The organism is Burkholderia sp. NRF60-BP8, from assembly GCF_001522585.2.
In the GTDB taxonomy this organism is placed as follows: domain Bacteria; phylum Pseudomonadota; class Gammaproteobacteria; order Burkholderiales; family Burkholderiaceae; genus Burkholderia.
This window is the reverse complement of record NZ_CP013372.1, coordinates 1,251,943-1,274,057: the sequence shown is the minus strand read 5'-3', so window position 1 is coordinate 1,274,057 and position 22,115 is coordinate 1,251,943. Positions and strand designations below refer to the sequence as shown.

At 69.8% G+C, this 22,115-nt stretch carries 20 protein-coding genes; 13 read left to right on the top strand and 7 right to left on the bottom strand.

Translation table 11 applies throughout. From position 1 onward, the window contains the following. Nucleotides 1-67: 67 nt before the first annotated feature. Both WS54_RS05830 and WS54_RS05825 read right to left on the bottom strand, forming a co-directional pair. A complete protein-coding gene (locus WS54_RS05830) occupies nucleotides 68-817 on the bottom strand; it encodes an SDR family oxidoreductase (protein WP_059785033.1) in 750 nt (249 codons plus the stop codon). A 122-nt stretch (nucleotides 818-939) separates the two neighbouring features. After that, complete coding sequence (locus tag WS54_RS05825; RefSeq protein ID WP_034204925.1) at nucleotides 940-1,857, bottom strand: LysR family transcriptional regulator; 918 nt, start codon at nucleotides 1,855-1,857, stop codon at nucleotides 940-942. Between the two features lie 225 nt (nucleotides 1,858-2,082). Here WS54_RS05825 and pdxR point away from each other — a divergent pair, with 225 nt between their 5' ends. The 3 genes from pdxR to WS54_RS05810 all read left to right on the top strand — a co-directional run bounded on the left by pdxR (nucleotide 2,083) and on the right by WS54_RS05810 (nucleotide 4,531). Beyond that, the gene (pdxR, locus tag WS54_RS05820) at nucleotides 2,083-3,567 is read left to right on the top strand and encodes a MocR-like pyridoxine biosynthesis transcription factor PdxR (protein WP_059783637.1); all 1,485 of its coding nucleotides are present in this window, start codon (nucleotides 2,083-2,085) and stop codon (nucleotides 3,565-3,567) included. A 96-nt stretch (nucleotides 3,568-3,663) separates the two neighbouring features. After that, nucleotides 3,664-4,101, top strand: coding sequence for a carboxymuconolactone decarboxylase family protein (locus WS54_RS05815; RefSeq protein WP_006479143.1), 438 nt, complete (start codon nucleotides 3,664-3,666; stop codon nucleotides 4,099-4,101). Nucleotides 4,102-4,111: 10 nt separating this feature from the next. Further along, nucleotides 4,112-4,531 carry a cupin domain-containing protein gene (locus tag WS54_RS05810; RefSeq protein ID WP_059783639.1) on the top strand — a complete coding sequence of 140 codons (420 nt, stop codon included), beginning with the start codon at nucleotides 4,112-4,114 and terminating at the stop codon, nucleotides 4,529-4,531. 104 nt (nucleotides 4,532-4,635) lie between these two features. Here WS54_RS05810 and WS54_RS05805 read toward each other — a convergent pair whose 3' ends face one another. Together WS54_RS05805 and WS54_RS05800 are read right to left on the bottom strand one after the other, a co-directional pair. Next, a complete protein-coding gene (locus tag WS54_RS05805) occupies nucleotides 4,636-5,868 on the bottom strand; it encodes a porin (protein WP_059783641.1) in 1,233 nt (410 codons plus the stop codon). A 480-nt stretch (nucleotides 5,869-6,348) separates the two neighbouring features. Next, nucleotides 6,349-7,416 carry a phytoene/squalene synthase family protein gene (locus WS54_RS05800; protein WP_059783643.1) on the bottom strand — a complete coding sequence of 356 codons (1,068 nt, stop codon included), beginning with the start codon at nucleotides 7,414-7,416 and terminating at the stop codon, nucleotides 6,349-6,351. Nucleotides 7,417-7,784: 368 nt separating this feature from the next. Between WS54_RS05800 and WS54_RS05795 the strand changes: the two genes are divergently transcribed. Beyond that, a complete protein-coding gene (locus WS54_RS05795) occupies nucleotides 7,785-8,930 on the top strand; it encodes a glycerophosphodiester phosphodiesterase (RefSeq protein WP_059783645.1) in 1,146 nt (381 codons plus the stop codon). A 70-nt stretch (nucleotides 8,931-9,000) separates the two neighbouring features. Here the strand turns inward: WS54_RS05795 and WS54_RS05790 are convergent, their stop codons facing one another. Both WS54_RS05790 and WS54_RS05785 read right to left on the bottom strand, forming a co-directional pair. Next, entirely contained in the window at nucleotides 9,001-10,626 is a 1,626-nt protein-coding gene (locus tag WS54_RS05790) for a rhodanese-related sulfurtransferase (protein WP_059783647.1), read from the bottom strand. Nucleotides 10,627-10,731: 105 nt separating this feature from the next. Then, nucleotides 10,732-11,298 (bottom strand): cysteine dioxygenase, encoded by a 567-nt coding sequence (locus tag WS54_RS05785; protein WP_059783649.1) that lies wholly within the window; start codon nucleotides 11,296-11,298, stop codon nucleotides 10,732-10,734. Between the two features lie 17 nt (nucleotides 11,299-11,315). Here WS54_RS05785 and WS54_RS05780 point away from each other — a divergent pair, with 17 nt between their 5' ends. Then, a complete protein-coding gene (locus WS54_RS05780) occupies nucleotides 11,316-12,290 on the top strand; it encodes a LysR family transcriptional regulator (RefSeq protein WP_179955204.1) in 975 nt (324 codons plus the stop codon). A gap of 70 nt (nucleotides 12,291-12,360) precedes the next feature. Here WS54_RS05780 and WS54_RS05775 read toward each other — a convergent pair whose 3' ends face one another. Further along, nucleotides 12,361-13,719: an acyl-CoA dehydrogenase family protein gene (locus WS54_RS05775; RefSeq protein WP_059785036.1), complete on the bottom strand. Its 1,359-nt coding sequence runs from the start codon at nucleotides 13,717-13,719 to the stop codon at nucleotides 12,361-12,363. A gap of 246 nt (nucleotides 13,720-13,965) precedes the next feature. Here WS54_RS05775 and WS54_RS05770 point away from each other — a divergent pair, with 246 nt between their 5' ends. The 8 genes from WS54_RS05770 (at nucleotide 13,966) to WS54_RS05735 (ending at nucleotide 22,054) form a co-directional block, all read left to right on the top strand. Then, nucleotides 13,966-15,051 (top strand): LLM class flavin-dependent oxidoreductase, encoded by a 1,086-nt coding sequence (locus tag WS54_RS05770; RefSeq protein WP_059783653.1) that lies wholly within the window; start codon nucleotides 13,966-13,968, stop codon nucleotides 15,049-15,051. Between the two features lie 16 nt (nucleotides 15,052-15,067). After that, nucleotides 15,068-15,907, top strand: a complete 840-nt coding sequence (locus WS54_RS05765) for a class II aldolase/adducin family protein (protein ID WP_034204935.1) — start codon at nucleotides 15,068-15,070, stop codon at nucleotides 15,905-15,907. 31 nt (nucleotides 15,908-15,938) lie between these two features. Then, on the top strand, nucleotides 15,939-16,973 hold the full coding sequence (locus tag WS54_RS05760; protein ID WP_034204936.1) for an ABC transporter substrate-binding protein: 1,035 nt from the start codon (nucleotides 15,939-15,941) through the stop codon (nucleotides 16,971-16,973). Nucleotides 16,974-16,977: 4 nt separating this feature from the next. Beyond that, a complete protein-coding gene (locus tag WS54_RS05755) occupies nucleotides 16,978-18,072 on the top strand; it encodes an ABC transporter permease (RefSeq protein WP_059783655.1) in 1,095 nt (364 codons plus the stop codon). After that, nucleotides 18,066-18,881, top strand: coding sequence for an ABC transporter ATP-binding protein (locus WS54_RS05750; RefSeq protein WP_059783657.1), 816 nt, complete (start codon nucleotides 18,066-18,068; stop codon nucleotides 18,879-18,881). The genes WS54_RS05755 and WS54_RS05750 overlap by 7 nt, the downstream gene beginning before the upstream one ends. A 50-nt stretch (nucleotides 18,882-18,931) precedes the next feature. After that, a complete protein-coding gene (locus WS54_RS05745; protein WP_059783659.1) occupies nucleotides 18,932-20,113 on the top strand; it encodes a c-type cytochrome in 1,182 nt (393 codons plus the stop codon). Between the two features lie 33 nt (nucleotides 20,114-20,146). Beyond that, nucleotides 20,147-21,100 (top strand): ABC transporter substrate-binding protein, encoded by a 954-nt coding sequence (locus tag WS54_RS05740; protein WP_059783661.1) that lies wholly within the window; start codon nucleotides 20,147-20,149, stop codon nucleotides 21,098-21,100. An 87-nt stretch (nucleotides 21,101-21,187) separates the two neighbouring features. Further along, nucleotides 21,188-22,054: an MOSC domain-containing protein gene (locus WS54_RS05735; protein ID WP_034204941.1), complete on the top strand. Its 867-nt coding sequence runs from the start codon at nucleotides 21,188-21,190 to the stop codon at nucleotides 22,052-22,054. The last annotated feature ends 61 nt before the right edge of the window (nucleotides 22,055-22,115 follow it).

The following is a 22,115-nucleotide window of genomic DNA, read 5'->3' as shown; positions in this document are numbered from 1 at the left end:
CGCATGTGACGGGGGCCGCTCGCCCGGCACCGTATCGGCCGGTTGCGGTCCCCGTCCGCCTCGCCCCTCAGAGCAAGCCCATCCCGCCCGACGCGATGATTTCCGCGCCGACGATGAACGCGGATTCCGGCGCGCTCAGGTGCAGCACCGTCGACGCGATTTCGTCCGGCGTGCCGAACCGGCCGACCGGCACGAGGCCCTTGATCTTGTCGGCCGTCTCGTCGAGCGTCGCCGCATCGAGCCCGAGCTTGCCGTACAACGGTGTCTGCACCGGCCCCGGGCTGACCACGTTCACGCGCACGCCATGCGGCAGCAGTTCCGTCGACAACGTCTTCGCGAACGAATTGACGGCCGCCTTGCTTGCCGCGTACACCGACGAACCCGGCATCCCGATGTGCGCGTTGATCGAGCCGTTGATCACGATCGATGCGCCGCGGTTCAGCAGCGGCACGAGCGACTGGATCTGGAAATACGCGCCCTTCACGTTGGTGTTGAAGACGAGGTCCCACATCGCTTCGTCGCTGTCGGCGAACGGCGCGAGTTTCGCGACGCCCGCGTTGACGAATACCGCGTCGAGCCGCACGCCGGCGGCGGCGATCGCGTCGGCCAGCGCGCGGGCCGACGCGACGCTGCCGGCTTCGTTGCGAATCGCCCGCGCCTCTTCGCCGAGCGTTCGACGGGCGGCTTCCAGCGTGTCGGCGTCGCGCCCGGTGATGATGACTCGCGCGCCTTCGGCCGCAAATGCGCGGGCGGCCGCCAGGCCGATGCCGCTGTTGCCGCCCGTGACGAGGACCGTCTTTCCTTCGAAGCGTTGCATGATGTTCTCCTGTGAACCGGTGAGTTGACCGTGAGCACAGGATGCGCGCGACGCGCGGCGTTGCCGTACGACCGGCGCGGCGAACATGTTCGAAAACGTCGAACATGTTGAAGCGAGCGCGCTCAACCGACCACGTCGATCCCGTCGAGCAATCGCCGCGCGAGTCGCGGCTCGCGCAGTCGCTCCAGCCACCATTGCAGCGCGCGACCGTCGCGATCGCCGTGCCACGCGACGTACAGCAGATTCGGCTCGCGCGGATCGGCCGTCTGCTTCTCGACCAGTTCGCCGCGCGCGAGCAACGACGTCACGCGCCGGCGCGGCACCCAGCCGACGCCGAGCGCATCGCGCTGCGCGAGGATCTTCGCACGCATCGACGGCACCGCCAGCATCGCCTGCCCGCCGAGCAGGCCGTACGCGCGGCCGGCCGCGCGCCGCGACGAGTCGGCGACGACGACCGCGCGGTGCGCGCCGATCGCATCGCGCGTCAGCACCGCGCTCGCGGACGCCAGCGGATGGCGCGGCGACACCGCGAACACCCATTCCATCGCACCGAGTTCGAACCACTTGAGGCCCGGAATCGCCGGCGGCTCGTTGGTCGCACCGACGACCAGATCCGCGCGGCCGTCGCGCAATGCCTCCCAGGTCCCGCCGAGCACCTCGTGCGTGAAACGCAGCGACACGCCGGAATCGAGCGCATCGAATGCGCGAACGACCGGCAGCAGCGTATCGAACTCCAGCACTTCGTCGCTGACGATCCACAGCCGGTCCTCCCAGCCGCTCGCGACCTGTCGCACGCGTTGCGTCAGCCGTGCGACGTCGAGCGCCAGCCGCGCCGCCTCGTCGGCCAGCAATTGTCCGGCCGGCGTGAGTTGCAGCCGGTAGCCGCGCCGGTCGAACAGCAATGCGTCGAACCGCGTTTCGAGCTGGCGCGCAGCATGCGACACCGTCGACGGCGCCTTGCCGAGCCGCGCGGCGGCACGCGACAGGCTGCCGGTGGCGCGGATCGCGTCGAGCAGCGCCAGTTCGTCTTCGGACAGCATGAGGTCGCTCCGGGATGAGGTTGTCGTGGATCGTACGGCAGCGGCACGCGGCGGTCCAATCGGACGACGAGCCGGCTTGCCGGGACGGCCGGTTCCCGCCGCGGGAATGCGTGGCCCGGCCGCTCTCGCGCGAAGCCGCTCGCCTACCGTCGACCCGCGGCTGACGCGGGCGACTTCCGGTATGCTGATTCACGCGAAACGACTCGAATCGAGGTAACCACTGCGATGGACATCGCGATCCGCATCGAAGGCCGTCACGACCTGACGGGGCAAATCTTCCGGCAACTGCGCACCGCGATCGTCGACGGGCGTCTCGAAGGCGGCGCGCGGCTGCCGTCGACGCGCGACCTCGCGAAACAGCTCGGCGTGTCGCGCAAGACGACGCTCGACGCCTTCGAGCGCCTCGTCGCCGAGGGCTACCTGACGACACGCGCCGGCGACGGCACGTTCGTCGCCGACGGCCTGGCGCGCGTGCCGCACGCCGCGGCGACGTCGGCGCCGTCGATCGTCGACGAGACGCCGCGCGTCGACGCGGTCGATGCGCGCGCGCTGTGGAACGACCTGCCCGATGCGCTCGCGATGCCCGCGCCGCAGGACGCGCCCGGCTTCGACTTTCGCGGCGGCGTGACCGACAAGACGCTGTTCCCGTTCGACGCATGGCGGCGCTGCCTGCATCACGCGCTGCGTCGGCAGGCACGCGGCCCCGGCCAGTATCACGACCCGGCCGGCGACCCGCAGTTGCGCGGCGCGATCGCGCGCTACGTCGCATTCAGCCGCGCGGTCGCCTGCAGTTGGGACGACGTGCTCGTCACGCAAGGCGCGCAACAGGCGCTCGACCTGCTCGCGCGCGTCGTCGTGCGGCCGGGCGACGTCGTCGCGGTCGAGGATCCCGGCTATCCGCCGGCGCGCGCCGCGTTCGCGTCGCTCGGCGCGACGGTGATCGGCGTGCCGGTCGACGCGCACGGCCTCGTCACGGAGCGGCTGCCGGACGACGCGCGGCTCGTCTACGTGACGCCGTCGCACCAGTTCCCGCTCGGCATGCCGATGACGCTCGATCGCCGCGTCGCGCTGCTCGAATGGGCGCAGCACCGTCGCGCGGTGATCATCGAGGACGACTACGACGGCGAATTCCGTTTCGAAGGGCGGCCGGTCGAATCGCTGAAGAGCCTCGACCGCACGGGCCTCGTCGCGTACGTCGGCACGTTCTCGAAGACGATTTTCCCCGAGTTGAGGATCGGCTACGCGATTCCGCCGCGCGCGCTGCGCGGCGCGCTCGCCAAGGCCAAGCAGATCGTCGACTGGCACACGTGCACGCTGACGCAGGCGGCGCTCGCGCGCTTCATGCTCGAAGGCGATTTCGCGCGGCACCTGAAACGCGTGCAGAAGCACTACGACGCGCGTCGCAAGATGCTGATCGCCCACCTGCGCGGCGAACTCGCGCCGTGGTTCGACGCAATCGTGCCGACCGCCGGCATCCACCTGGCCGCGCACCTGAAGCCGGGGCTCGACGAAGCGGCGCTGGTCCGCGCGGCGCGGGCGCAGGACATCGGTCTGTACGGAATCTCGGCGTTCCACGTGGGCGTGCCGGTGCGCCCGGGGCTGCTGTTCGGCTATGGCGGAATCGACGCGCTGCGCATCGACGCGGCGCTCGCGAAGCTGGCCGGTTTGCTGGAGGCCAGCCTCGCGGGCGGGTCGCCACTGGTTACCTGAATTTTCCCGGAATTGGTTATTCAAGCAGGCCAGTGCGGCTCTTAAAGTGGGTCCTGTCGCGCCACCCCGGCGCTACCCAACCGAAAAGGACCTGCCATGCAACCGCGCCTGAACTTCTATGCCGCCAGCCCGAATGCCATCAAGGTGATGCGCAACGCCGAGGAATTCCTCGCGAAGAGCTCGATCGAGAAGCCGCTCGCCGAGCTCGTCCGCCTGCGCGCGTCGCAGATCAACGGCTGCGCGTTCTGCGTCGACATGCACACGACCGACGCGCGCAAGGGCGGCGAAACCGATCGCCGTCTCGCGACCGTCGTCACGTGGCGCGAAACGCCGTTCTTCACCGAGCGCGAGCGCGCGGCGCTGGAATGGACCGAGGCGCTGACCCTCGTGGCCAGCAACCATGTGCCCGACGCCGTCTGGGAAGCCGTGAAGCCGCACTTCACCGACGAGGAGCTGTTCGACCTATCGATGCTGATCGCGACGATCAATTCGTGGAACCGCTTCGCGATCGCGTTCCGCAAGATGCCCGAGTAAGGAGCCGACGATGATCCGTTCCCCGCTCCATCCCGTCGCGCTGTGCGCCGGACTCGTGCTCGCCGCGGCGCTGCCGGCCGCCGCCCATGCGCACGACGCCGGCGACGCCGTGCACGCGATCATGCAGCAGGCCGTGCCCGAAGCGCCCGGCAAGCGCGTCGTCGTCGCGACGGTCGACTATGCGCCCGGTCAGGCGTCCGAAGCGCACCGGCATCTCGGCTCGGTGTTCGCCGTGGTGTCGAAGGGCGAAGTGCTGTCGCAGGTGAACGGCGGCCCGCTGCAACGCTATCGCGCCGGCGAAGGCTGGTACGAGCCGCCCGGCTCGCGGCACCAGGTGTCGCGCAATGCGAGCGCGACCGAGCCCGCGCAACTCGTCGTGTTCGGGCTGACGGGCGAGCATCAGCCGTTGAAGTCGCCGATCGATCGGTGATCCTGAGGATCGGGCGAACGCTCGCGACGTAAACGAAAAAACCGGCTCGAAAGCCGGTTTTTTCGTCCCGCATGCCGTGAGCGGCGCTCGCGCGCCGCGCGGCATCAGAAGCGGTGGATCAGGCCGACGCCAGCGGCGATCTGGTTCTGCTTCGAACCCGCGCCCACGCCGTCACCGATCGACGTCGTTGCAGCGATGATCTTGCCGCCGTTCAACGTGTTGCCGCTCGCATGCTGATAAGCCTCAACTGCGTACAGGCCCGTGCGCTTCGACAGGCTGTAGTACTGCGACAGCGTAACCTGGTGGTACTTGGCCGCGCTGGAGATGCCGTTCGACTGCGTTGCAGCCGTGTACGAGTAGCCCGCTGCAAAGTCCCACTGCGGCGCTGCCTTCCAGTGCAGCACGGCGCCCGCCGTGTTGAAGATCGCCGTATTCGTGAAGCCCGACAGCGTGCCCGGGATGTACTGGACGTTCGAGTACGATACCGAGATGTCCCACGCCGGCGTGAACTGATAGCCCGCCGTTACAGCCAGACGCTGCTGCGACTGGGCACCCGCGTAACCGTTGTTGATCGACGACACGGCCGGCTGGACACCAATGGCATTACCCTTGGAATCAACGTTCGTACCGTTCTCGACGGTCGAAGCCGTACCCCACAGGCCACCACCCAACGTCGCGTTATTGACACGCTGATAGCCGACTGCGATACCTGCCGGGCCATTCAGATACTGGATTGCTGCGCTCCAGGTCGAGCCGCGGTTGAAGCTGCCTGCCACGCCGCCGAGCGAGTACGAACCGCCGACCGTGAAGCCATAGAACTTCGGCGACATGTAGACGATCGAGTTGTTCGCACGGTAGCTGGTATCCAGCGAATCGATATCGCCCGGGTGCGCGCCGTAGTAACCGGTCAGCCAGGTCGTCGGGCTATACGGCGACAGCAGCGTGTAGTACGCGGTGTACTGGCGGCCGGCCGTCAGCGTACCGTACGTCGGGTTCGTCATACCGACCCATGCCTGGCGCGTGAAGATACCGCCGCCCTGCGTCCACTGCGACGAGCCATTATTCGCGTTGAAGCCGGCTTCCAACTGGAAAATCGCTTTCGTGCCGCCGCCAAGATCCTCGCTGCCCTTCAGGCCGAAGCGGCTGCCTGCCCAAATGCCGGTGGCCATCTGCACTTTCGAGTGACCGCCGGTGGTCGCACCGGTGCCCGAGGAGTTGTTCTGCCAAGCGATGGCGTTGTCGACGATACCGTACAGGGTCACGCTGCTCTGGGCGTGGGCGGCGGTAGCGGCTGCGAGACCCACTGCCGTCATGGCGAAAGCGACGCGCTTTTTCATTGATTCTCCGTCCTCAAAGAATGATTTCTTTTCTGGTGTGGTTTTATGACTGACACATGTGCGAGTACATGCCGACGCGATTCTGACGGATTACCAATTGTTTCCCAACATGTGCAGTCGGTCATCGTATGATCGACGCAACGCGCGGGTTCACCAAACGGTTACATGACAGCCCAAAACGCTTGTGCGGCGGGCGTTTCCGGCGTTTGCCGGTGAAAACCCTAGCTTTACATTTTTACGGGTGCCACGCGACCGTCCGATGTCGTCAGACGCCTTCGGCGATGAAACGTCTTACAAATGCGCGATCGAAGCTGACGCCGCGATTCACGCCGCCGCGCAGGATCGCCGACGTTCATGACACCCACGTTTCGAAACACGAAATCATGAAAACGTTTTAGTCGGCGTGCCGCAGACGCAACGGGAACGGCCCGACGAATGCGGGCCGGGAGGGAATGCCGGCGCCTGCCGCGCCGGCGATCTTCAATGCTGCGTCGCGGGGTGCGCGAGCCGCGCGCTGACGGCATCGACGAGCGCGTTCAGGCGCGCGCGGATCGCCGTGTTCGAGCCGACCCGCGCGAGCGACGCCGCCATGATCCGGTAGATACGCTTTCTCGGCACCTTGGCCGGCTTCGCCGGGTCGAGCCACGCAGCGTGGCCGGCCAGCAGTTCGAGCGTTTCGAGGCCGATCATGATCGGCCACAGGCAGGCGAGCCGCAGCCGCACGAAACGACGCGGAATCGCGAGCGTATACAGACAGGCGTCGCGATACTGATCGAGCGCGACGCGCAGCAGGTCGACCAGCACGCCGCGCGCGCGCGCCGAAGCCTCCGGCTGCATCAGGTCGGCCACGACGAGCCCGTGCGCGCGCAGCACGTCGTCGGGCAGGTAGCAGCGGCCGATGCGCAGATCCTTCGCGCAGTCGCGCAGGATGTTGGTCATCTGCAGCGCCTTGCCGAAACGGATGCCCTTCTCGCGCATGTCCGGCAGATCCCAGCCGCGCGCGGCGCGCGTGTGCGCGTCCGTCATGTCGGTCCAGAACTCGCCGACGCAGCCCGCGACGAGGTACGTGTAGCGGTCGAGCGCATCGCGCGTCGGCAGCGATGCGACCTGCCCCGACTGTTCGTCCGGAAACGTGCGCAGGTCGAATTCCATCCCCGCGGTGAGCGTCGCGACGACCTTGCGGATCGACGCGCGATCGGCCTCCGGCTGCGCGCGCAGCAGCGCGAGCATCGGCTCCATCGAGCCCAGCAGCAGGTGTTCGTGCGAATCGGTCTGCATCCGCGTCACGTCCTCGAGCGAACGCGACAGCGCCGCGCCGTCGCCGAGCCGCTCGACGTCGTCGCGCAGATCGGTCAGCAGCGTCGCACGGCGGTCGGGCGCGACGAGTGCCGTGTCGGCGATCGTGTCGGCCGCGCGCGCAAGCAAATACGCGAGACCGACCGGGTCGCGCATGCCGTCGGGCAGCACGCGCAGCGTCAGGTAGAAGGAGCGGGAAACGTTCTTCAGCAGCTCGCCGAGCAGATAGGCGGGATCGGTATGGGTCGTCATGGGTCGGGAAAAATCGGTCGGCGCGCGCCCCGGACGCACGCGGGCGCCGGGCGCCCGCGCCGGCCCGCGAGTCGCCGCATCGTCGCGCCCGGCGGCGGCGGCCCCGGTGCGGCGATGCAAAATTCCCGCAAGTTTAGTGCATCCGGCGCGCGGGCAGCCTGCGGCGGGCGGATGCCCGCGCGGGCAAACCCGCGCTCGACCGCCCCGGCGCATGCGCCGCCCTCAAAAACAAACGGAAAGGCACGAGTAATACATATGTAATTATTCAGTGCGACGATCGCGCTCCGTTCGATCCCGTTCAGCCCGGCGCCCCGCCCGGCCACCGGCGCGAGCGCCCTTTTCCGACTCCGTTTCGAAGGTTCATCGACATGCTCCTCAAGCGCCCGACCTCCCTGCGCTACGTCCCGTTCGCCTGTGCCGCCGCGTTCCTGCTCGCCGCGTGCGGCGGCGACGACGATCTCACGCGCGATCCCACGCAGCCGATTTCCGCTAAGGTCCAGGTGGTCGGCCATCGCGGCGCGAGCGCGCTGCGCCCCGAACACACGCTCGCGTCGTACCGCAAGGCGATCGAGGACGGCGCGGACATCATCGAGCCCGACCTCGTGGCGACGCGCGACGGCGTGCTGGTCGCGCGCCACGAGAACGAGATCTCGGGCACGACGAACGTGTCGGCGCTGCCGCAGTTCGCGAGCCGCAAGGCGACCAAGACGATCGACGGCGTGCAGTTGACCGGCTGGTTCACCGAGGATTTCACGCTCGCCGAGCTGAAGACGCTGCGGGCGCGCGAGCGCATTCCGCAGGTGCGCCCCGCCAATACCGCATACAACGACCAGTTCGAGATTCCGACCTTCGACGAGATCGTCGCGCTCGCGAAACAGATGTCCGCACAGACCGGCCGCACGATCCACCTGTATCCGGAAACCAAGCATCCGACCTATTTCCAGTCGATCGGCCTGCCGCTCGAGGACCGTCTCGTCGACGCACTGCTGAAGGATCCGTACACGTCGCGCACGGCGACCGTCTACATCCAGTCGTTCGAAGTCGCGAACCTGAAGACGATCCGCAACCGGATCAAGTCGAGCCAGCCGAACTGGCAGCTCGTGCAGTTGATGGACGAAGCAGGCCAGCGCCCGTACGACTTCGTGAAGGCGAACGACAAGCGCACCTACGGCGACCTGTCGACGCGCGACGGCATGCGCGAAATCGCGACCTATGCGAACGGCGTCGGGCCGTACAAGACGTCGATCATCGCGGTCGCCGCGGACGGCACGCTGCAGCAGCCGACGCCATACGTGCGCTACGCGCACGAGGCCGGCCTCGTCGTGCATCCGTACACGTTCCGCCCCGAGAACAACTTCCTGCCCGCGTCGCTGAAGGACGGCGGCACGCCGGCCACGCGCAACACGGCCGGCTCGGTGCGCGAGATCCAGGCGTACCTGCGCGCGGGCATCGACGGCTTCTTCACCGACGATCCGGCCGTCGGCCGCACGGCCGTCGATACGTTCAAGCGCTGATACGAAGCACCCACCCGCATCGCGACCGGGCGCCGCGCACGACGTGCCGTGCCCGGTCGCCCCGCGTCTGTCAGATCACGTTGAAGTAGTGCGTGCCGTCCCGCTTCAACTGGTCGACCAGCCCGTATTCCCAGTCGAGATACGCCTGCATCGCCGCCGCCGCGTTGTCGGTGCCTTCGTACGGGCGCCGGTAGCGATCGACGCGCGGCGACGCGAGACGCGTGTCGCCGCTCTCCAGCGGCAGCCCGGCGTCGATCCATGCGGCCGTGCCGCCGGTCAGCACCCGGATCTCGGCCGACGCCGGCAGCAGCGCGCGGGCGTCGTGCGCCGCGAACCGCGCCAGCAAACTCGATCCGCACGTGAACACGTAGCGCTTCGCGGGCGGAATCGCCGCCAGCGCGTCGCGCAGTTGCGCGCGCACGGCAAACCACGCGCCCGGGACATGACGCTTCACGTAGTTCGCGCTGGCCGTCACGTCGACGATCGCGAGTTCGTCCGGCGCGGCCTCCTTCAGCCAGCCCGCCAGCGTCGCGGGCGACACGTCGGTCGCGGGCGGCGGCGCCGGCACGTCGCGCGGCGGCTGGCCGCGCTCGACGAATGCCGCGGCGCCGGCCGGTTCGACGACACGCACGTCCCAGCCCATCTGCGCGAGCCACGACGCGGTCATGTCCGCGCGCACGCCGTCGTCGTCGGCCAGCACGATCCGCGCGCCGCGCACGGCCGCGTGATGATCGGTCTCCTGCACGAGCTGGCCGCCCGGCGTGCTCAGGAAGCCCGGCAGGTGGCCGGCTTCGTATTCCTCCGGCGTACGCACGTCGAAGCGGTACAGCGTGCGGCCCGGTTCGTCGAGTGCCGCGACGTCGGCCAGCGCGATGCGCGGCACGCCGGCGCGCTCGGCCACCGCGCGGGCGGCCCGACGCGCTTCGGCGCGCTGCGTCGCGTCGATTTCGTCCGGAAAACGGCGCGCCGCGCCGCGCTCGAGCGTCTGGCCGGCCAGCGTCCAGCCGATCGTGCCGTTGCGCAGCGCGGCGACCGGATTCGGCAGCCCCGCGTTGACGAGCGACTGCGTGCCGATGATGCTGCGCGTGCGGCCCGCGCAGTTGACGATCACCTGCGTGTGCGGATCCGGCGCGAGCGCGCGCACGCGCAGCACGAGTTCCGCGCCCGGCACGCTCGTCGACGTCGGGATGTTCATCGTCTGGTATTCGTCGAAGCGGCGCGCGTCGACGATCACGACATCGGCTTTCGCGTCGAGCAGCGCCTGCACCTCCTGCGCGGACAGCGACGGCGTATGGCGCTCGGCTTCGACCCATTCGCCGAACGACTTGCTCGGCACGTTCACGTCGATGAACACTTCGCCGCCCGCGGCGATCCAGCCGGCGAGCCCGCCGTCGAGCAGCCGCACGTCGGTGTAGCCGAGCCGCGCGAGCGTCGCGGCCGCGCGCGGCGCGAGATCCTCGCCGCCGGCTTCGCCGAACACGACGATCGGCGTGTCGCGGCGCGGAATCCGCGTCCACGCGTCGAGTTCGAGCTTCGACAACGGAAAGTTGGCGGCCCACAGCGGATGGCCCTGTGCGTACGGATCTTCCTCGCGTACGTCGATCAGCGCGATCTCGTCGCGGGCCAGCAGGCGCGCGCGTACGTCCTGGTACGACGCGACGGGAAAACGGGAAGTGGAATCGGCGGAGTGCGTCACGATGTCTCTGGGTTGAATACGTTGAAGTCGATGAAGAAAGCGGAACGGTTCGAGTTGGGCCCTGTTGGCACGCACCCGCACCGAGCCGCGCGGGCGGGCTTCGCGTCAGGCATTCGAATAGCCGGACACGAAAGGCTTCACGGTACCGTCGTCCAGGTACACCGCGCGCTCGACCTTGCCGATGTTCGCGCCGTACACGTGGATGCTGATCGATACGCGGTCGGCGAACGCATTGGTCACGCGATGCACGTCGCCGATGCGCGGCGACACGGCCTCGACCTCGCCCGGCCGGAGCCGCACGGCGTCGCCCGCGGGCACCGGCTTGCCGGCCGCGTCGAACCGGTACGGCTGCGAGAACTCGCCGCCGCGCAGCATCCCGATCAGCCCCCACACCGTGTGGTCGTGGATCGGCGTCGTCTGGCCGGGCCCCCACACGAAGCTGACGACCGAGAAGCGCTCGTCCGGGTCGAGATGCAGCAGGTACTGCCGATAGCGTTCGGGATCGGGCTGCGCGAACGCGTCGGGCAACCAGTCGTCGTGTTCGACGAGCGCGGCGAGCAGCGCGCCGCCCTCGTCGAGAATGCGCGCCTCGTCCGCGCCGGACGCGAGCAGCGCATCCAGACCCTCGACGAACGGACGCAGCGGCGTCTGCTGCAACGAAAGCGTACTCATCGGCCGTCTCCTCGAATATGATGCCGAATATGATGAATCGTCATGATGCACCGGAAAGACCATGCAGAACAAACATGAAAATTAGCGATATCGATGCTTTTGCAGCGGTCGTCCGCTGCCAGACCCTGAGCCAGGCCGCGGCCGAGCTCGGGATGACGCAGCCCGCGATCACGCGGCGCGTCCAGAATCTCGAGGGAGCGCTCGGCGTGACGCTGCTCGACCGCAACACGAAGCCGCCGCGCCCGACCGACATCGGCCGGCAGGTGTTCGAGCAATGTCGCGCGATCCTGCGCGAGGTCGACGCGCTGCGCGAACTGACGGCCGGCGAGCAACCGCCCGCCGGCGAATTCCGGATCGGGCTCACGCAAGGGCTCGGCGAGCTGATGCTGCCGGCGCTCATCGCGGAGCTCGCCGCGCAGTGGCCCGCGCTCGCGACGCACGTCACGACCGCATGGGGCGGCCAGCTCGTCGAGCGCATCGCGCGCCGCGAACTCGATGCGGCGCTGGTCTTCCTCGCGCGCGAGATGGTGCTGCCGGCGCAGGTCGACGGCGTTCGGTTGCTGGCCACGCGGCTCGTCGCGGTCGGCCGCAAGGGCGACTGGCCGCGCCGTAGCTATCGGCTCGCCGATTGCCACGCGCGCGGCTGGGTGCTCAATCCGGACGGCTGCGGCTTTCGTGCGGGCTTGCGGCGTGCGCTCGACGCGCAGGGCCTGCCGATGCCGGTCACGCTCGATGCGTACGGCCGCGACCTGCAACTGCAAAGCGTTGCAAACGGCGTCGGCCTCGGATTGATGCCGCTGCCGCTCGTCGAACGCAGCCCGCTGCGCGACGCGCTCGACATCGTGCCGCTCGCCGATTTCAAGCCGCAGATCGACCTGTGGCTGCTGCGCCGGCACGATGCGGCCCGCTTCGATGCGCCGCTCGCGGCCGTCGCCGCGCATGCGCGCACGGCATTCGCGCTGCCCGAGCAATCGCACGACAAGGCCGCATAACGCGGCCCGCGCGGCCGCGCGGCGCCCGCGTCGCGTCGCGCCGTTGCCGCGCGCGGCAACCCGCTCCGGCTCACGCATCATGTCGGCCGCGTTCGCCCCCGTTGCGTGACGTGGCGTCCGCGTTCGCTCCCCCGCGCGTCGCCGCATCGAGCACCGCCCGCCCCGCCGCCACCGCGATCGCATCGTCCTGCGGCGTATGCACACGACTGCACAGCACGTCGCGATAGTGGCGTTCGAGCGGATTGCCGCGGCTCAGCCCGTGATTGCCCGACAGCTTCAGCGCCTGCTCGACCGTCCGGATCGCCTGCTCGGTCACGGTGCGTTTGACGAGGCCGCTGGTCGTCGCCGACGGCGCGTTGCCCGCATCGGTGCGCGCGACGTGATCGTCGAGCAGCACGCGATTCGTGTGCAGCCAGCCCTCGATTTCGCCGACCGCTTCCTGTACGCGCGGCAGCGTCGCGAGCGGTGCGCCGAGCCCGCTCGGGGCGCGCGTCGTCGCGAATTCGACCAGCCAGTCGCGCGACGCGCGCGCGACCGCGTCGTACAGGCTGCCGAGCAGCGCGACCATCCACGCCTGCTGGTCCGCCTGCGCGTCGGCATCCGCGTGCGTGGCAGCCGACACGTTCCATGCGTCCGGCGCGCGCACGTCGACCGCGTGATCGGCCGGCAGCGGCACCTCGTCGAATACGACTTCATGGCTTCCGGATGCGCGCAGGCCGAGGTGATTCCAGCTTTCGATCACGCGGATGCGCTCGCCGTCGGTATCGCGGTCGCGCGGCACGAGAAACACGCCGACGCGCGGCGCCGGTTCGTCGGTGCGCGCCCACACGGCCAGCCAGCGCAGCGCCGGAATCCCGGTGCTGTAGAGCTTGTGGCCCGACAGCCGCCAGCCGTCGGCAACGCGGCGCGCAACGGTCGCCGGCAGCCCGCCGCGCGACGGCGAACCGAGCGCAGGCTCGACGCGCAACGCATTGATCAGCGCGCCGTGCGCGACCGCGCTGTCGAACACCGCGCGCCGCACCTGGGCCGGCCAGCGGTTATCGGCGCGGCCGAGCGCGCGATGCTGCAGATACGTCATCGTCAGCACCAGCGCGGTCGCCGGATCGGCCCGCGCGACGGCGGCGACGATCCGGCTCGCCCGCGCAAGCGTCGCCCCCGCGCCGCCATGCTCGCGCGGCACGACCTGCGCGATCAGCCCGGCACGATGCAGCCGCGCGAAATTCTCGTGCGGAAAGCGGCCTTCGACGTCGTTGCGGGCCGCATCGGCGGCGAGTTCGGGGGCGAGGCGTTCGAGCAGCGCGGCGAGGCGCGTATCGCTCGTCTCGGCGGACGCTTCGGCGGAGGCTTCGGCAGTGGCTTCGGCAATGGCAGGCAGGACACGCAGTGCAGGCTGCCGTGACGGCGAGGAAGCGGCAAGGCTGGCGGACATCGAAACGGATTCCCTGGGTAGTTCGAACACGGCGGCGTAAAACGACAGCGGCGGCAAAGCCTGCGCCAACGCGCGCCCGATCATTCGCGAGCCCACAGCGTATGCGTAACGCATGCGGCCCCAAACCATGCAAATCTGATATTCAAATCGGGATTGATTATTTCCATTCCGCATGATCCCGGCGTTAACCTGCGCTCCATTCCTGCCCGGCCGCGCGCCGGAAACGTCCCTGCACCGGAGACCCAGATGAGCGTCGAATTCATCGGCATGATCCAGAGCCAGAAGCAGTCGGAAATCCACCCGGCGTCCGGCCCCGCGGTCGATCCCGACTATGTGCGCGACTTTGCCCGCGCCCACGAAACGGCCGGCTTCGACCGGATTCTCGTGCCGCATCACTCGACCGGCCCGTCGGCGACGCTGACGATCGCGTTCGCGGCGGCCGCGACCGAGCGCATTCATTTCATGCTCGCGCATCGCCCGGGCTTCACCGCGCCGACGCTCGCCGCGCGGCAGATCGCGACGCTCGACCAGTTCAGCCGCGGCCGGCTCGCCGTGCACTTCATCTCCGGCGGCTCGGACAGCGAACAGCAGCGCGACGGCGATTTCCTCGATCACGACGCGCGCTACGCACGCACCGACGAATACCTCGGCATCCTGCGACGGATCTGGACGGAAACGCAGCCGTTCGATCACGACGGCGCGCATTACCGCTTCAAGCAGGGCTTTTCGGAAGTGAAGCCGTTCCAGCAGCCGCACGTGCCGATCTATTTCGGCGGCGCGTCGGAAGCCGCGCTCGCGGTGGCCGGCAAGCACGCGGACGTCTACGCGCTGTGGGGCGAATCGCTCGACCAGGTGCGCGACCTGACGACGCGCGTGCGCGCCGAAGCCGCCAGGCACGGCCGTCAGGTGCGCTTCTCCGTGTCGTTCCGGCCGATCCTCGCGGCGACCGAGGACGAAGCGTGGGCGCGTGCGCACCGCATCCTCGACGAAACGCGCCGGCTGCGCGAAGCGGCCGGCCTGGGCGCCGGCGGCCCGCAGCAGAGCGAAGGCGCACGCCGCCTGCTCGCCGCGGCCGAACGCGGCTCGCGGGTGGACAAGCGGCTGTGGACCGAGATCGCGAAGCTCACCGGCGCGCGCTCGAATTCGACGGCGCTCGTCGGCACGCCCGAACAGGTCGCCGACGCGCTGCTCGACTACTACGACCTCGGCGTGACGACCTTCCTGATCCGCGGCTTCGATCCGCTGGACGACGCGATCGACTACGGCCGCGAACTGATTCCGCGCGTGCGCGGCGCCGTCGCCGCCCGCGACGCGGCGCGCCGTGCCGCCTGAGGAGCGATACCTGATCATGTCCGCCGTCCTTTCCTCGCCCGGGCGCACCGCATCGGGCCTCGTGCTCGCCGACACCCCGCGCCAGCACTTCTGGTTCGATCCGCCCGCGCCGCGCGTCGACGTGGCCGCCGAGCGCCGCCACCGCCAGGAGCGGCTCGCGGCCGCGTTCCGCCTGTTCGCGCGCTTCGGCTTCGCGTCGGGCCTCGCCGGCCACATCACCGCGCGCGATCCGGAGCTGCCCGATCATTTCTGGGTGAACCCGCTCGGCGTGCATTTCTCGCAGATCAAGGTCTCCGACCTGCTGCTCGTCAACGCGCGCGGCGAAACCGCGATCGGCAAGCGGCCGCTGAACAAGGCCGCGTTCGCGATCCATGCGGCGATCCACGAAGCCCATCCGCACGTCGTCGCCGCCGCGCACACGCATTCGACGTACGGCAAGGCGTGGTCGACGCTCGGCCGCCCGCTCGATCCGCTCACGCAGGACGCCTGCGTGTTCTACGAAGACCACGCGCTGTTCGACGACTTCACGGGGATGGTCGTCGACACCGGCGAAGGCGCACGGATCGCCGATGCGCTCGCGAAGCCGGACGGCACCACGCACAAGGGCGTGATCCTGAAGAACCACGGCATCCTGACGGCCGGCCCGACGGTCGAGGCCGCCGCGTGGTGGTACATCGCGCTCGACAACGCCGCGCACACGCAGTTGCTGGCCGAAGCGGCCGGCACGCCGCAGCCGATCGATCACGAAACCGCGCGCCACACGCACGGCCAGATCGGCGGCCCCGACGGCGCGCTGCACGCGTTCGACAGCCTGTTCGCACGCGTCGTCGCCGACGAACCCGACCTGCTCGACTGAGCCGCTCTCGCGCCACACCGGAGACCAGACCATGACCGACACCACCGCACCCATCCCCGCCGACGCGCACGACGACCGACGCCGCCGGCTGCTGCGCGCGGCCGGCGCCGCGGCGCTCGCCGTGCCGGCGATCACGCTCGGCCGCAAGGCCTGGTCCGCGCCGCCGCTGAAGAAACTCACGTTCGCGTGGAACCAGAACGCGTTCTGCCTGACGCCGATCGTCGTCGCGCAGGAGCGCGGCTTCTTCGAGAAAAACGGGCTGAAAGTCGAGCTGATCAACTACAGCGGCTCGACCGACCAGTTGCTCGAATCGATCGCGACCGGCAAGGCCGATGCGGCGGTCGGGATGATCCACCGCTGGCTGAAGCCGCTCGAAGCCGGCTTCGACGTGAAGATCATCGGCAGCTCGCACGGCGGCTGCGTGCGGCTGCTCGGCGCGAAGGCGGCCGGCGTCACGACGCTGCAGGCGCTCAAGGGCAAGACGGTCGGCGTCAGCGATCTGGCCGCGCCCGGCAAGCACTTCTTCTCGATCCTGCTCGCGAAGAACGGCATCGATCCCGAGCGCGACATCACGTGGCGGCAGTATCCGGCCGACCTGCTCGGCGTCGCGGTCGACAAGGGCGAAATCCATGCGATCGCCGACGGCGACCCGAATCTCTACCTGCTCGAAAAGCGCAGCAACGGCGCGTATACCGAACTCGCGACCAACCTGTCCGGCGAATACGCGCGCAAGGTGTGCTGCGTGATCGGCGCGCGCGGCGACCTCGTGCGCAACGACCGGCCGTCGGCCGCCGCGCTCGCGCGCTCGATCGTGCAGGCCACCGAGTACACGCACGACAACCCGAACGAAGCCGCGAAGGTGTTCGCGAAGTATTCGCCGAAGATCAGCCCCGAGGATCTGCGCAAGCTGTACGCGACGCTCACCTACACGCATCACCCGACCAACGTCGACCTGCAGCAGGAAATCGCGTTCTATGCGGACGATTTCCGCCGCATCAGCGTGCTGAAGAAGAGCACGGACCCGCAGCGCTTCGCGCAGCAGGTCTATGCCAACGTACTGGGGTAACGCGATGTCGACGATCGAACACGCTTCCGCCGCACGCATCGCCTCGGCACCGACCGGCGGCGCCGCCAATGCGGACGCCGACGCTACCGCGTGCGCGGCCTGCGACGCCGCGCCGGCCGCCGACGCCCGGCACGCGCGCATCTGGCCGACCGGCGTCGCCGCCGCGCTCGCGTGGGCCGCGCTTGGCGCGCTCACGCAACTGTGGCCGAACCGGATCGTCGGCTTCAGCGACTGGGCGTACACCGACACGTTCGGTACCGCCGCGTGGACGATCGCCGCGCTGCTGCTCGCCGCCGCGACGCTCGGCCATCTCGTGGCCGCGAGCCGCATGCGGCTCGCGCGGGTGCGACCGGCCGGCCCGTGGCTCGTCGCGCTGCCGCTCGTGCTCGCCGCGTGGGAAATCGTCACCGCGAAAACCGGCTGGCTGCCGACGCCGTTCTTCGCGCCGCCGCAGGCGCTGATCGAGGTTTACGTCGACGACTGGCCGCGCCTCGCCGGCAGCGCCGGCAACACGCTGAAGCTGCTCGCGCTCGGCTTCGCGTATGGCGTCACGGCGGGTTTCGCGGTGGGCGTGTCGATCGGCTGGTCGCGCCGGATCGGCTACTGGGTGCATCCGGTGCTGCGCGTGCTCGGCCCCGTGCCGGCCACCGCGCTGCTGCCGCTCACGTTCTACTTCTTCCCGTCGAGCTATTCGGCCGCTGCGTTCCTGATCGCGCTGTCGACCGGCTTCCCGGTCGCCGTGCTGACGTGGTCGGGTGTCGCGAGCGTCAACCGGCAGTACTACGACGTCGCGCGCACGCTCGGCGCGAACGCGCGCTTCCTCGTGCTGCGCGTCGCGATTCCGGCCGCGCTGCCGCACGTGTTCGTCGGCATTTTCATGGGGCTGAGCGCGTCGTTCACGGTGCTGGTCGTCGCCGAGATGATGGGCGTCAAGTCCGGGCTCGGCTGGTACCTGAGCTGGGCGCAGGGCTGGGCGTCGTACGTGAACATGTATGCGGCGCTGCTCGTGATGGCGTTGCTGTTTTCCGGGTTGATCGCGCTGCTGTTCGCGGTGCGCGACCGTGTGCTCGCGTGGCAGAAAGGGACCGTCAAATGGTAAGCGCCGCCGTACTCGAATCGTCCGCAGCCGCCGCGCCTGCCGTCACGACGCCGCGCGGCGCGCGCATCGACATCCGCCGCGTGAGCCATGCGTTCGACGGCCCCGGCGGCGCGCTGCCGGTGCTCGACGACGTGTCGCTGTCGGTCGCGGCCGGCGAATTCGTCGCGCTGCTCGGCCCGAGCGGCTGCGGGAAATCGACGCTGCTGCGCCTCGTCGCCGGGCTCGACGCCGCGCGGCAAGGCACAATCGCGCAGGACGGCGTGCCGATCGCGCGCCCCGATCCGTCGCGCATCGTCGTGTTCCAGGACCCGACGCTGTACCCGTGGCGGCGCGTGCGCGCGAACGTCGCGCTCGGCCTCGAAGCGCGCGGCGTGGCGCACACTGCGCAGCATCGCGTCGACGATGCGCTCGCGCGCGTCGGGCTGCAGGACTTCGCGAACGTGTTTCCGCATCAGTTGTCGGGCGGGATGGCGCAGCGCGTCGCGCTCGCGCGCGCGCTCGTCAACGATCCGCGCCTGCTGATTCTCGACGAACCGCTCGGCAAGCTCGATTCGCTGACGCGGCTCACGATGCAGGCCGAGCTGACCGCCCTGTGGCAACGCGACGGTTTCTCCGCGCTGCTCGTCACGCACGATGTGGAAGAAGCGCTGTTCCTCGCGCAGCGCGTGATCGTGTTCGGGCCGCGCCCGGCGCGGATCGTCGCCGAACTGCGCGTCGACCTGCCCTACCCGCGCCATCGCGGCGACCCGCGCCTCGCCGTATTGCGCCACGACGCGCTGCGGCATCTCGGGCTCGATGCGAGCTGGTAGATGCCGGGCGCCTTTCGACGTTTGGCTGCGGCTCGCCGCGGACGCGCGCGATGAACGCGCCGCCGTTCGCCGACTGGGCCATCGCGTTCCTGCAATTGCTGTATCGCGCGCAAATCGCGTTGGCGCGCGTGCTGCACGCGATCGGCCTGACCGGCGACGTCGATGGCCAGGCGGCGTGGCCGTGGGCACACCGCATCGCGCTCGAAACGCTGCGCATCGACGCGGGGCTCACGCGGCAGCTCGCGGTCGCCGGCGGCGTGACGGCGCTGGCCGTCGTGCTCGCCTGCCTCGCGCTGGCTGCGCGCAAGCGGCGTGTCGCGACGGCCGTCGCCGCGCTGGCCGTCGCATGGTTCGCGCCGTGGCCGTCCGCTTCGCTGTGGCTCGCGCCTGCCGTGCCGACGAGTTTCCAGCGCGATCCCGCGCCGTTTTCGGTCGCGAACGTGATGCGCGGCGCCCACCTGTATACGCAACATTGCGCGGCCTGCCACGGCGCGGACGGGCGTGGCGAAGGGCCGCTCGCGGCCACGCTCGCGCACTGGCCGCCGACCTTCGCCGGCACGCTGCTCGCGCGTCGGCTCGACGGCGAACTGTTCTGGCGCGTACGCCACGGCACACAGGACGCGCACGGCGCGTCGACGATGCCCGGCTTCGCGGCCACGCTCGGCCCGCAGGACACGTGGGCCGTGCTCGCCTACCTGAAAGCGCTGGCAGCCGGTAGCGGCGCGCGGGCGGAAGGCGCGTGGCCGGTGCCCGTTCCGCTGCCGGCACTCGACGTGCGGTGCGGCGACGCGGCACCGCAGCCACTCGAACGCTGGCGCGACGGCCAGCGCGTGCGTGTCGTCGCGCTCGCGCCGGGTGCGACGCCACCGCCGGAAGACGCGCGCTGGCAGACCTTGCTCGTCGCCGAACCCGGCGCGTCCGTGCCGTCGTCGGCCGACTCGCGTGCGAACTGCGTCGCGACGACGGCCGATGCGTGGCGCGCGTTCGCGACGATTGCCGGCGTCCCGCCCGATGCGCTTGGCGGCACACAGCTGCTTGCCGATCGACGCGGCTGGCTGCGGGCGCGTGCATTGCCCGGCAGCGCCGGCTGGTCGGATGCCGACCTGCTGTGCCGCTCGGATGCGGCGGCCCGCCCGGCCGCGCGCGCCACGGGCGGCGACGCACTGACCGCGCTGCTGCTGCGCGTCGACGCGGAACCCGTGCGCGACGTACAGGCCGGGCTTGCGCATTGAACTCACGAATCCTTCCTTCGACACACATTCACGATGAATCCGACTCGACGCCACTTCCTCGCCCAGGCGAGCGCCCTTGCCACGATCGCCGCCGCGCCGGCCACCCTGCGCGCGCAATCGGGCGGCCGCCCGCTGCTGCGCGCCGGCGACCAGAAAGGCGGGCTGCGCGCGCTGCTCGAAGCGGCCGGCGAATTGAACGGCCTTGCGTACGACATCGCATGGACCGAATTCCCCGCAGCTGCGCCGCTCGCCGAAGCGCTGAACGCGGCCGCCGTCGATTGCGGGCCGATCGGCGACGCGCCGGTGATCTTCGCGCTCGCATCGGGCGCCCGCATCAAGGTGATCGGCGCGAACCGCTCCGATCCGTACGGCACGGCCGTGCTCGTGCGCCCCGACGCCGCACTCAAGGGCGCGGCCGACCTGAAGGGCAAGCGGATCGGCACCACGCGCGGCTCGATCGGCCATTTCGTCACGCTGAAGGCGCTCGATGCGGCCGGCCTGCCGCCGGATGCCGTGTCGTTCCGCTTCCTGCCGCCGGCCGACACGATGCTTGCGCTCGCAACCGGTTCGATCGACGCGTGGGCGACCTGGGAACCCTATACCGCGCTCGCCGAAACGAGCGGCCGCGCGCGCGTGCTGGTCAACGGCCGCGGGCTGTGGTCGGGCCTCAGCTACGTCGCGGCGACCGACACGGCGATCGCGTCGAAACGCGATGTGCTGCACGATTTCCTGCGGCGCGTCGTGCGCGCGCAGGCTTGGTCGTACCGGCACGCCGATGCATATTCGGCGGCGCTCGCGCGCATCATCGGCATCCCGCCGGCCGCCGCGAAGCTGCAGTTCGAGCGGCGCGGCACGCGCTGGCTGCCGATCGACGCCGCGGTGATCGCCGAACAGCAGCGCACGGCCGACTTCTACCTGAAGGCCGGGCTGCTGCGCCAGCCGCTCGACGTGCGCACGACCTTCGATGCGGGCTTCCCGCTCGCCTGACGGGCGCGTGGCGGCGCGCAGCCGTCAAACGGCTTCGGCACGATCTGGCACAATCGCGATTCGATCACCCCGCCTTCAGCCAGCGTCATGCCAGCCATCACCGCACTCTTCGTCTACCCGATCAAATCCTGCGCCGGCGTCGCGCTGACGCGCGCGCAACTGTTCGAAACGGGCCTCGCGTACGATCGCCACTGGCTGATCACCGATCCGCGCGGGCACATGCTCACGCAGCGCACGCACCCGCGCCTCGCGCTGATCCGCCCGACGTTCGACGACGATGCGCTCGTGCTGAACGCGCCGGGCATGCCGGCACTGCGCACGCCGCTCGACGGCGACGCGACGCCCGCCACGCCGAAGATGGCTGCGACCGTGTGGCGCGACACCGTCGACGCGATCGATACGGGCGCCGAAACGGCCGCATGGCTCACCGAATTCCTCGGCGTGCCGACGAAGCTCGCGCGCTTCGCCGCCGACGCCCGACGCGATTGCGACCGCAAGTGGACCGGCGAGATCGATACGCACACGCAGTTCGCGGACGCTTACCCGCTGCTCGTGATCGGCCAGTCGTCGCTCGACGACCTGAACGCGCGGCTTGCCGCCAAAGGCGCGCCGGCGATCCCGATGAATCGCTTCCGGCCGAACATCGTCGTGTCGGATCTCGATGCGTACGAAGAGGATTTCGTCGAGCACCTCGACACCGGCGGCGACACGCCGGTGCGGCTGCGGCTCGTGAAGCTGTGCACGCGCTGCCCGATGCCGACGATCGACCAGGCCACCGGCGCGCCCGATCCGGCCTGGCCGCACGAGCCGACCGACACGATGCAGACCTATCGCGCGAACCCGAACTACGGCGGTGCGCTGACGTTCGGCATCAACGGGATCGTCGTCGAGGGCGCGGGCGCGTGGCTCGAAATCGGCCAGCCGGTCGAAGCGGAGATCGGCTTCGGCGACTGAGCCGGATAGCCAGGGCCTGTTCCGGCCAATAACGGGCTTGCGCCGGCCCGTTCCCTTCACG

Coding starts and splice junctions, on each gene's coding strand:
- WS54_RS05805 (WP_059783641.1), bottom strand. CDS start 5,868: ATGAAAAAGCGCGTCGCTTTCGCCATGACGGCAGTGGGTCTCGCAGCC.
- WS54_RS05810 (WP_059783639.1), top strand. CDS start 4,112: ATGATCCGTTCCCCGCTCCATCCCGTCGCGCTGTGCGCCGGACTCGTG.
- WS54_RS05795 (WP_059783645.1), top strand. CDS start 7,785: ATGCTCCTCAAGCGCCCGACCTCCCTGCGCTACGTCCCGTTCGCCTGT.
- WS54_RS05745 (WP_059783659.1), top strand. CDS start 18,932: ATGAACGCGCCGCCGTTCGCCGACTGGGCCATCGCGTTCCTGCAATTG.
- WS54_RS05765 (WP_034204935.1), top strand. CDS start 15,068: ATGTCCGCCGTCCTTTCCTCGCCCGGGCGCACCGCATCGGGCCTCGTG.
- WS54_RS05760 (WP_034204936.1), top strand. CDS start 15,939: ATGACCGACACCACCGCACCCATCCCCGCCGACGCGCACGACGACCGA.
- WS54_RS05830 (WP_059785033.1), bottom strand. CDS start 817: ATGCAACGCTTCGAAGGAAAGACGGTCCTCGTCACGGGCGGCAACAGC.
- WS54_RS05755 (WP_059783655.1), top strand. CDS start 16,978: ATGTCGACGATCGAACACGCTTCCGCCGCACGCATCGCCTCGGCACCG.
- pdxR (WP_059783637.1), top strand. CDS start 2,083: ATGGACATCGCGATCCGCATCGAAGGCCGTCACGACCTGACGGGGCAA.
- WS54_RS05800 (WP_059783643.1), bottom strand. CDS start 7,416: ATGACGACCCATACCGATCCCGCCTATCTGCTCGGCGAGCTGCTGAAG.
- WS54_RS05750 (WP_059783657.1), top strand. CDS start 18,066: ATGGTAAGCGCCGCCGTACTCGAATCGTCCGCAGCCGCCGCGCCTGCC.
- WS54_RS05825 (WP_034204925.1), bottom strand. CDS start 1,857: ATGCTGTCCGAAGACGAACTGGCGCTGCTCGACGCGATCCGCGCCACC.
- WS54_RS05735 (WP_034204941.1), top strand. CDS start 21,188: ATGCCAGCCATCACCGCACTCTTCGTCTACCCGATCAAATCCTGCGCC.
- WS54_RS05770 (WP_059783653.1), top strand. CDS start 13,966: ATGAGCGTCGAATTCATCGGCATGATCCAGAGCCAGAAGCAGTCGGAA.
- WS54_RS05740 (WP_059783661.1), top strand. CDS start 20,147: ATGAATCCGACTCGACGCCACTTCCTCGCCCAGGCGAGCGCCCTTGCC.
- WS54_RS05785 (WP_059783649.1), bottom strand. CDS start 11,298: ATGAGTACGCTTTCGTTGCAGCAGACGCCGCTGCGTCCGTTCGTCGAG.
- WS54_RS05775 (WP_059785036.1), bottom strand. CDS start 13,719: ATGTCCGCCAGCCTTGCCGCTTCCTCGCCGTCACGGCAGCCTGCACTG.
- WS54_RS05815 (WP_006479143.1), top strand. CDS start 3,664: ATGCAACCGCGCCTGAACTTCTATGCCGCCAGCCCGAATGCCATCAAG.
- WS54_RS05780 (WP_179955204.1), top strand. CDS start 11,316: ATGATGCCGAATATGATGAATCGTCATGATGCACCGGAAAGACCATGC.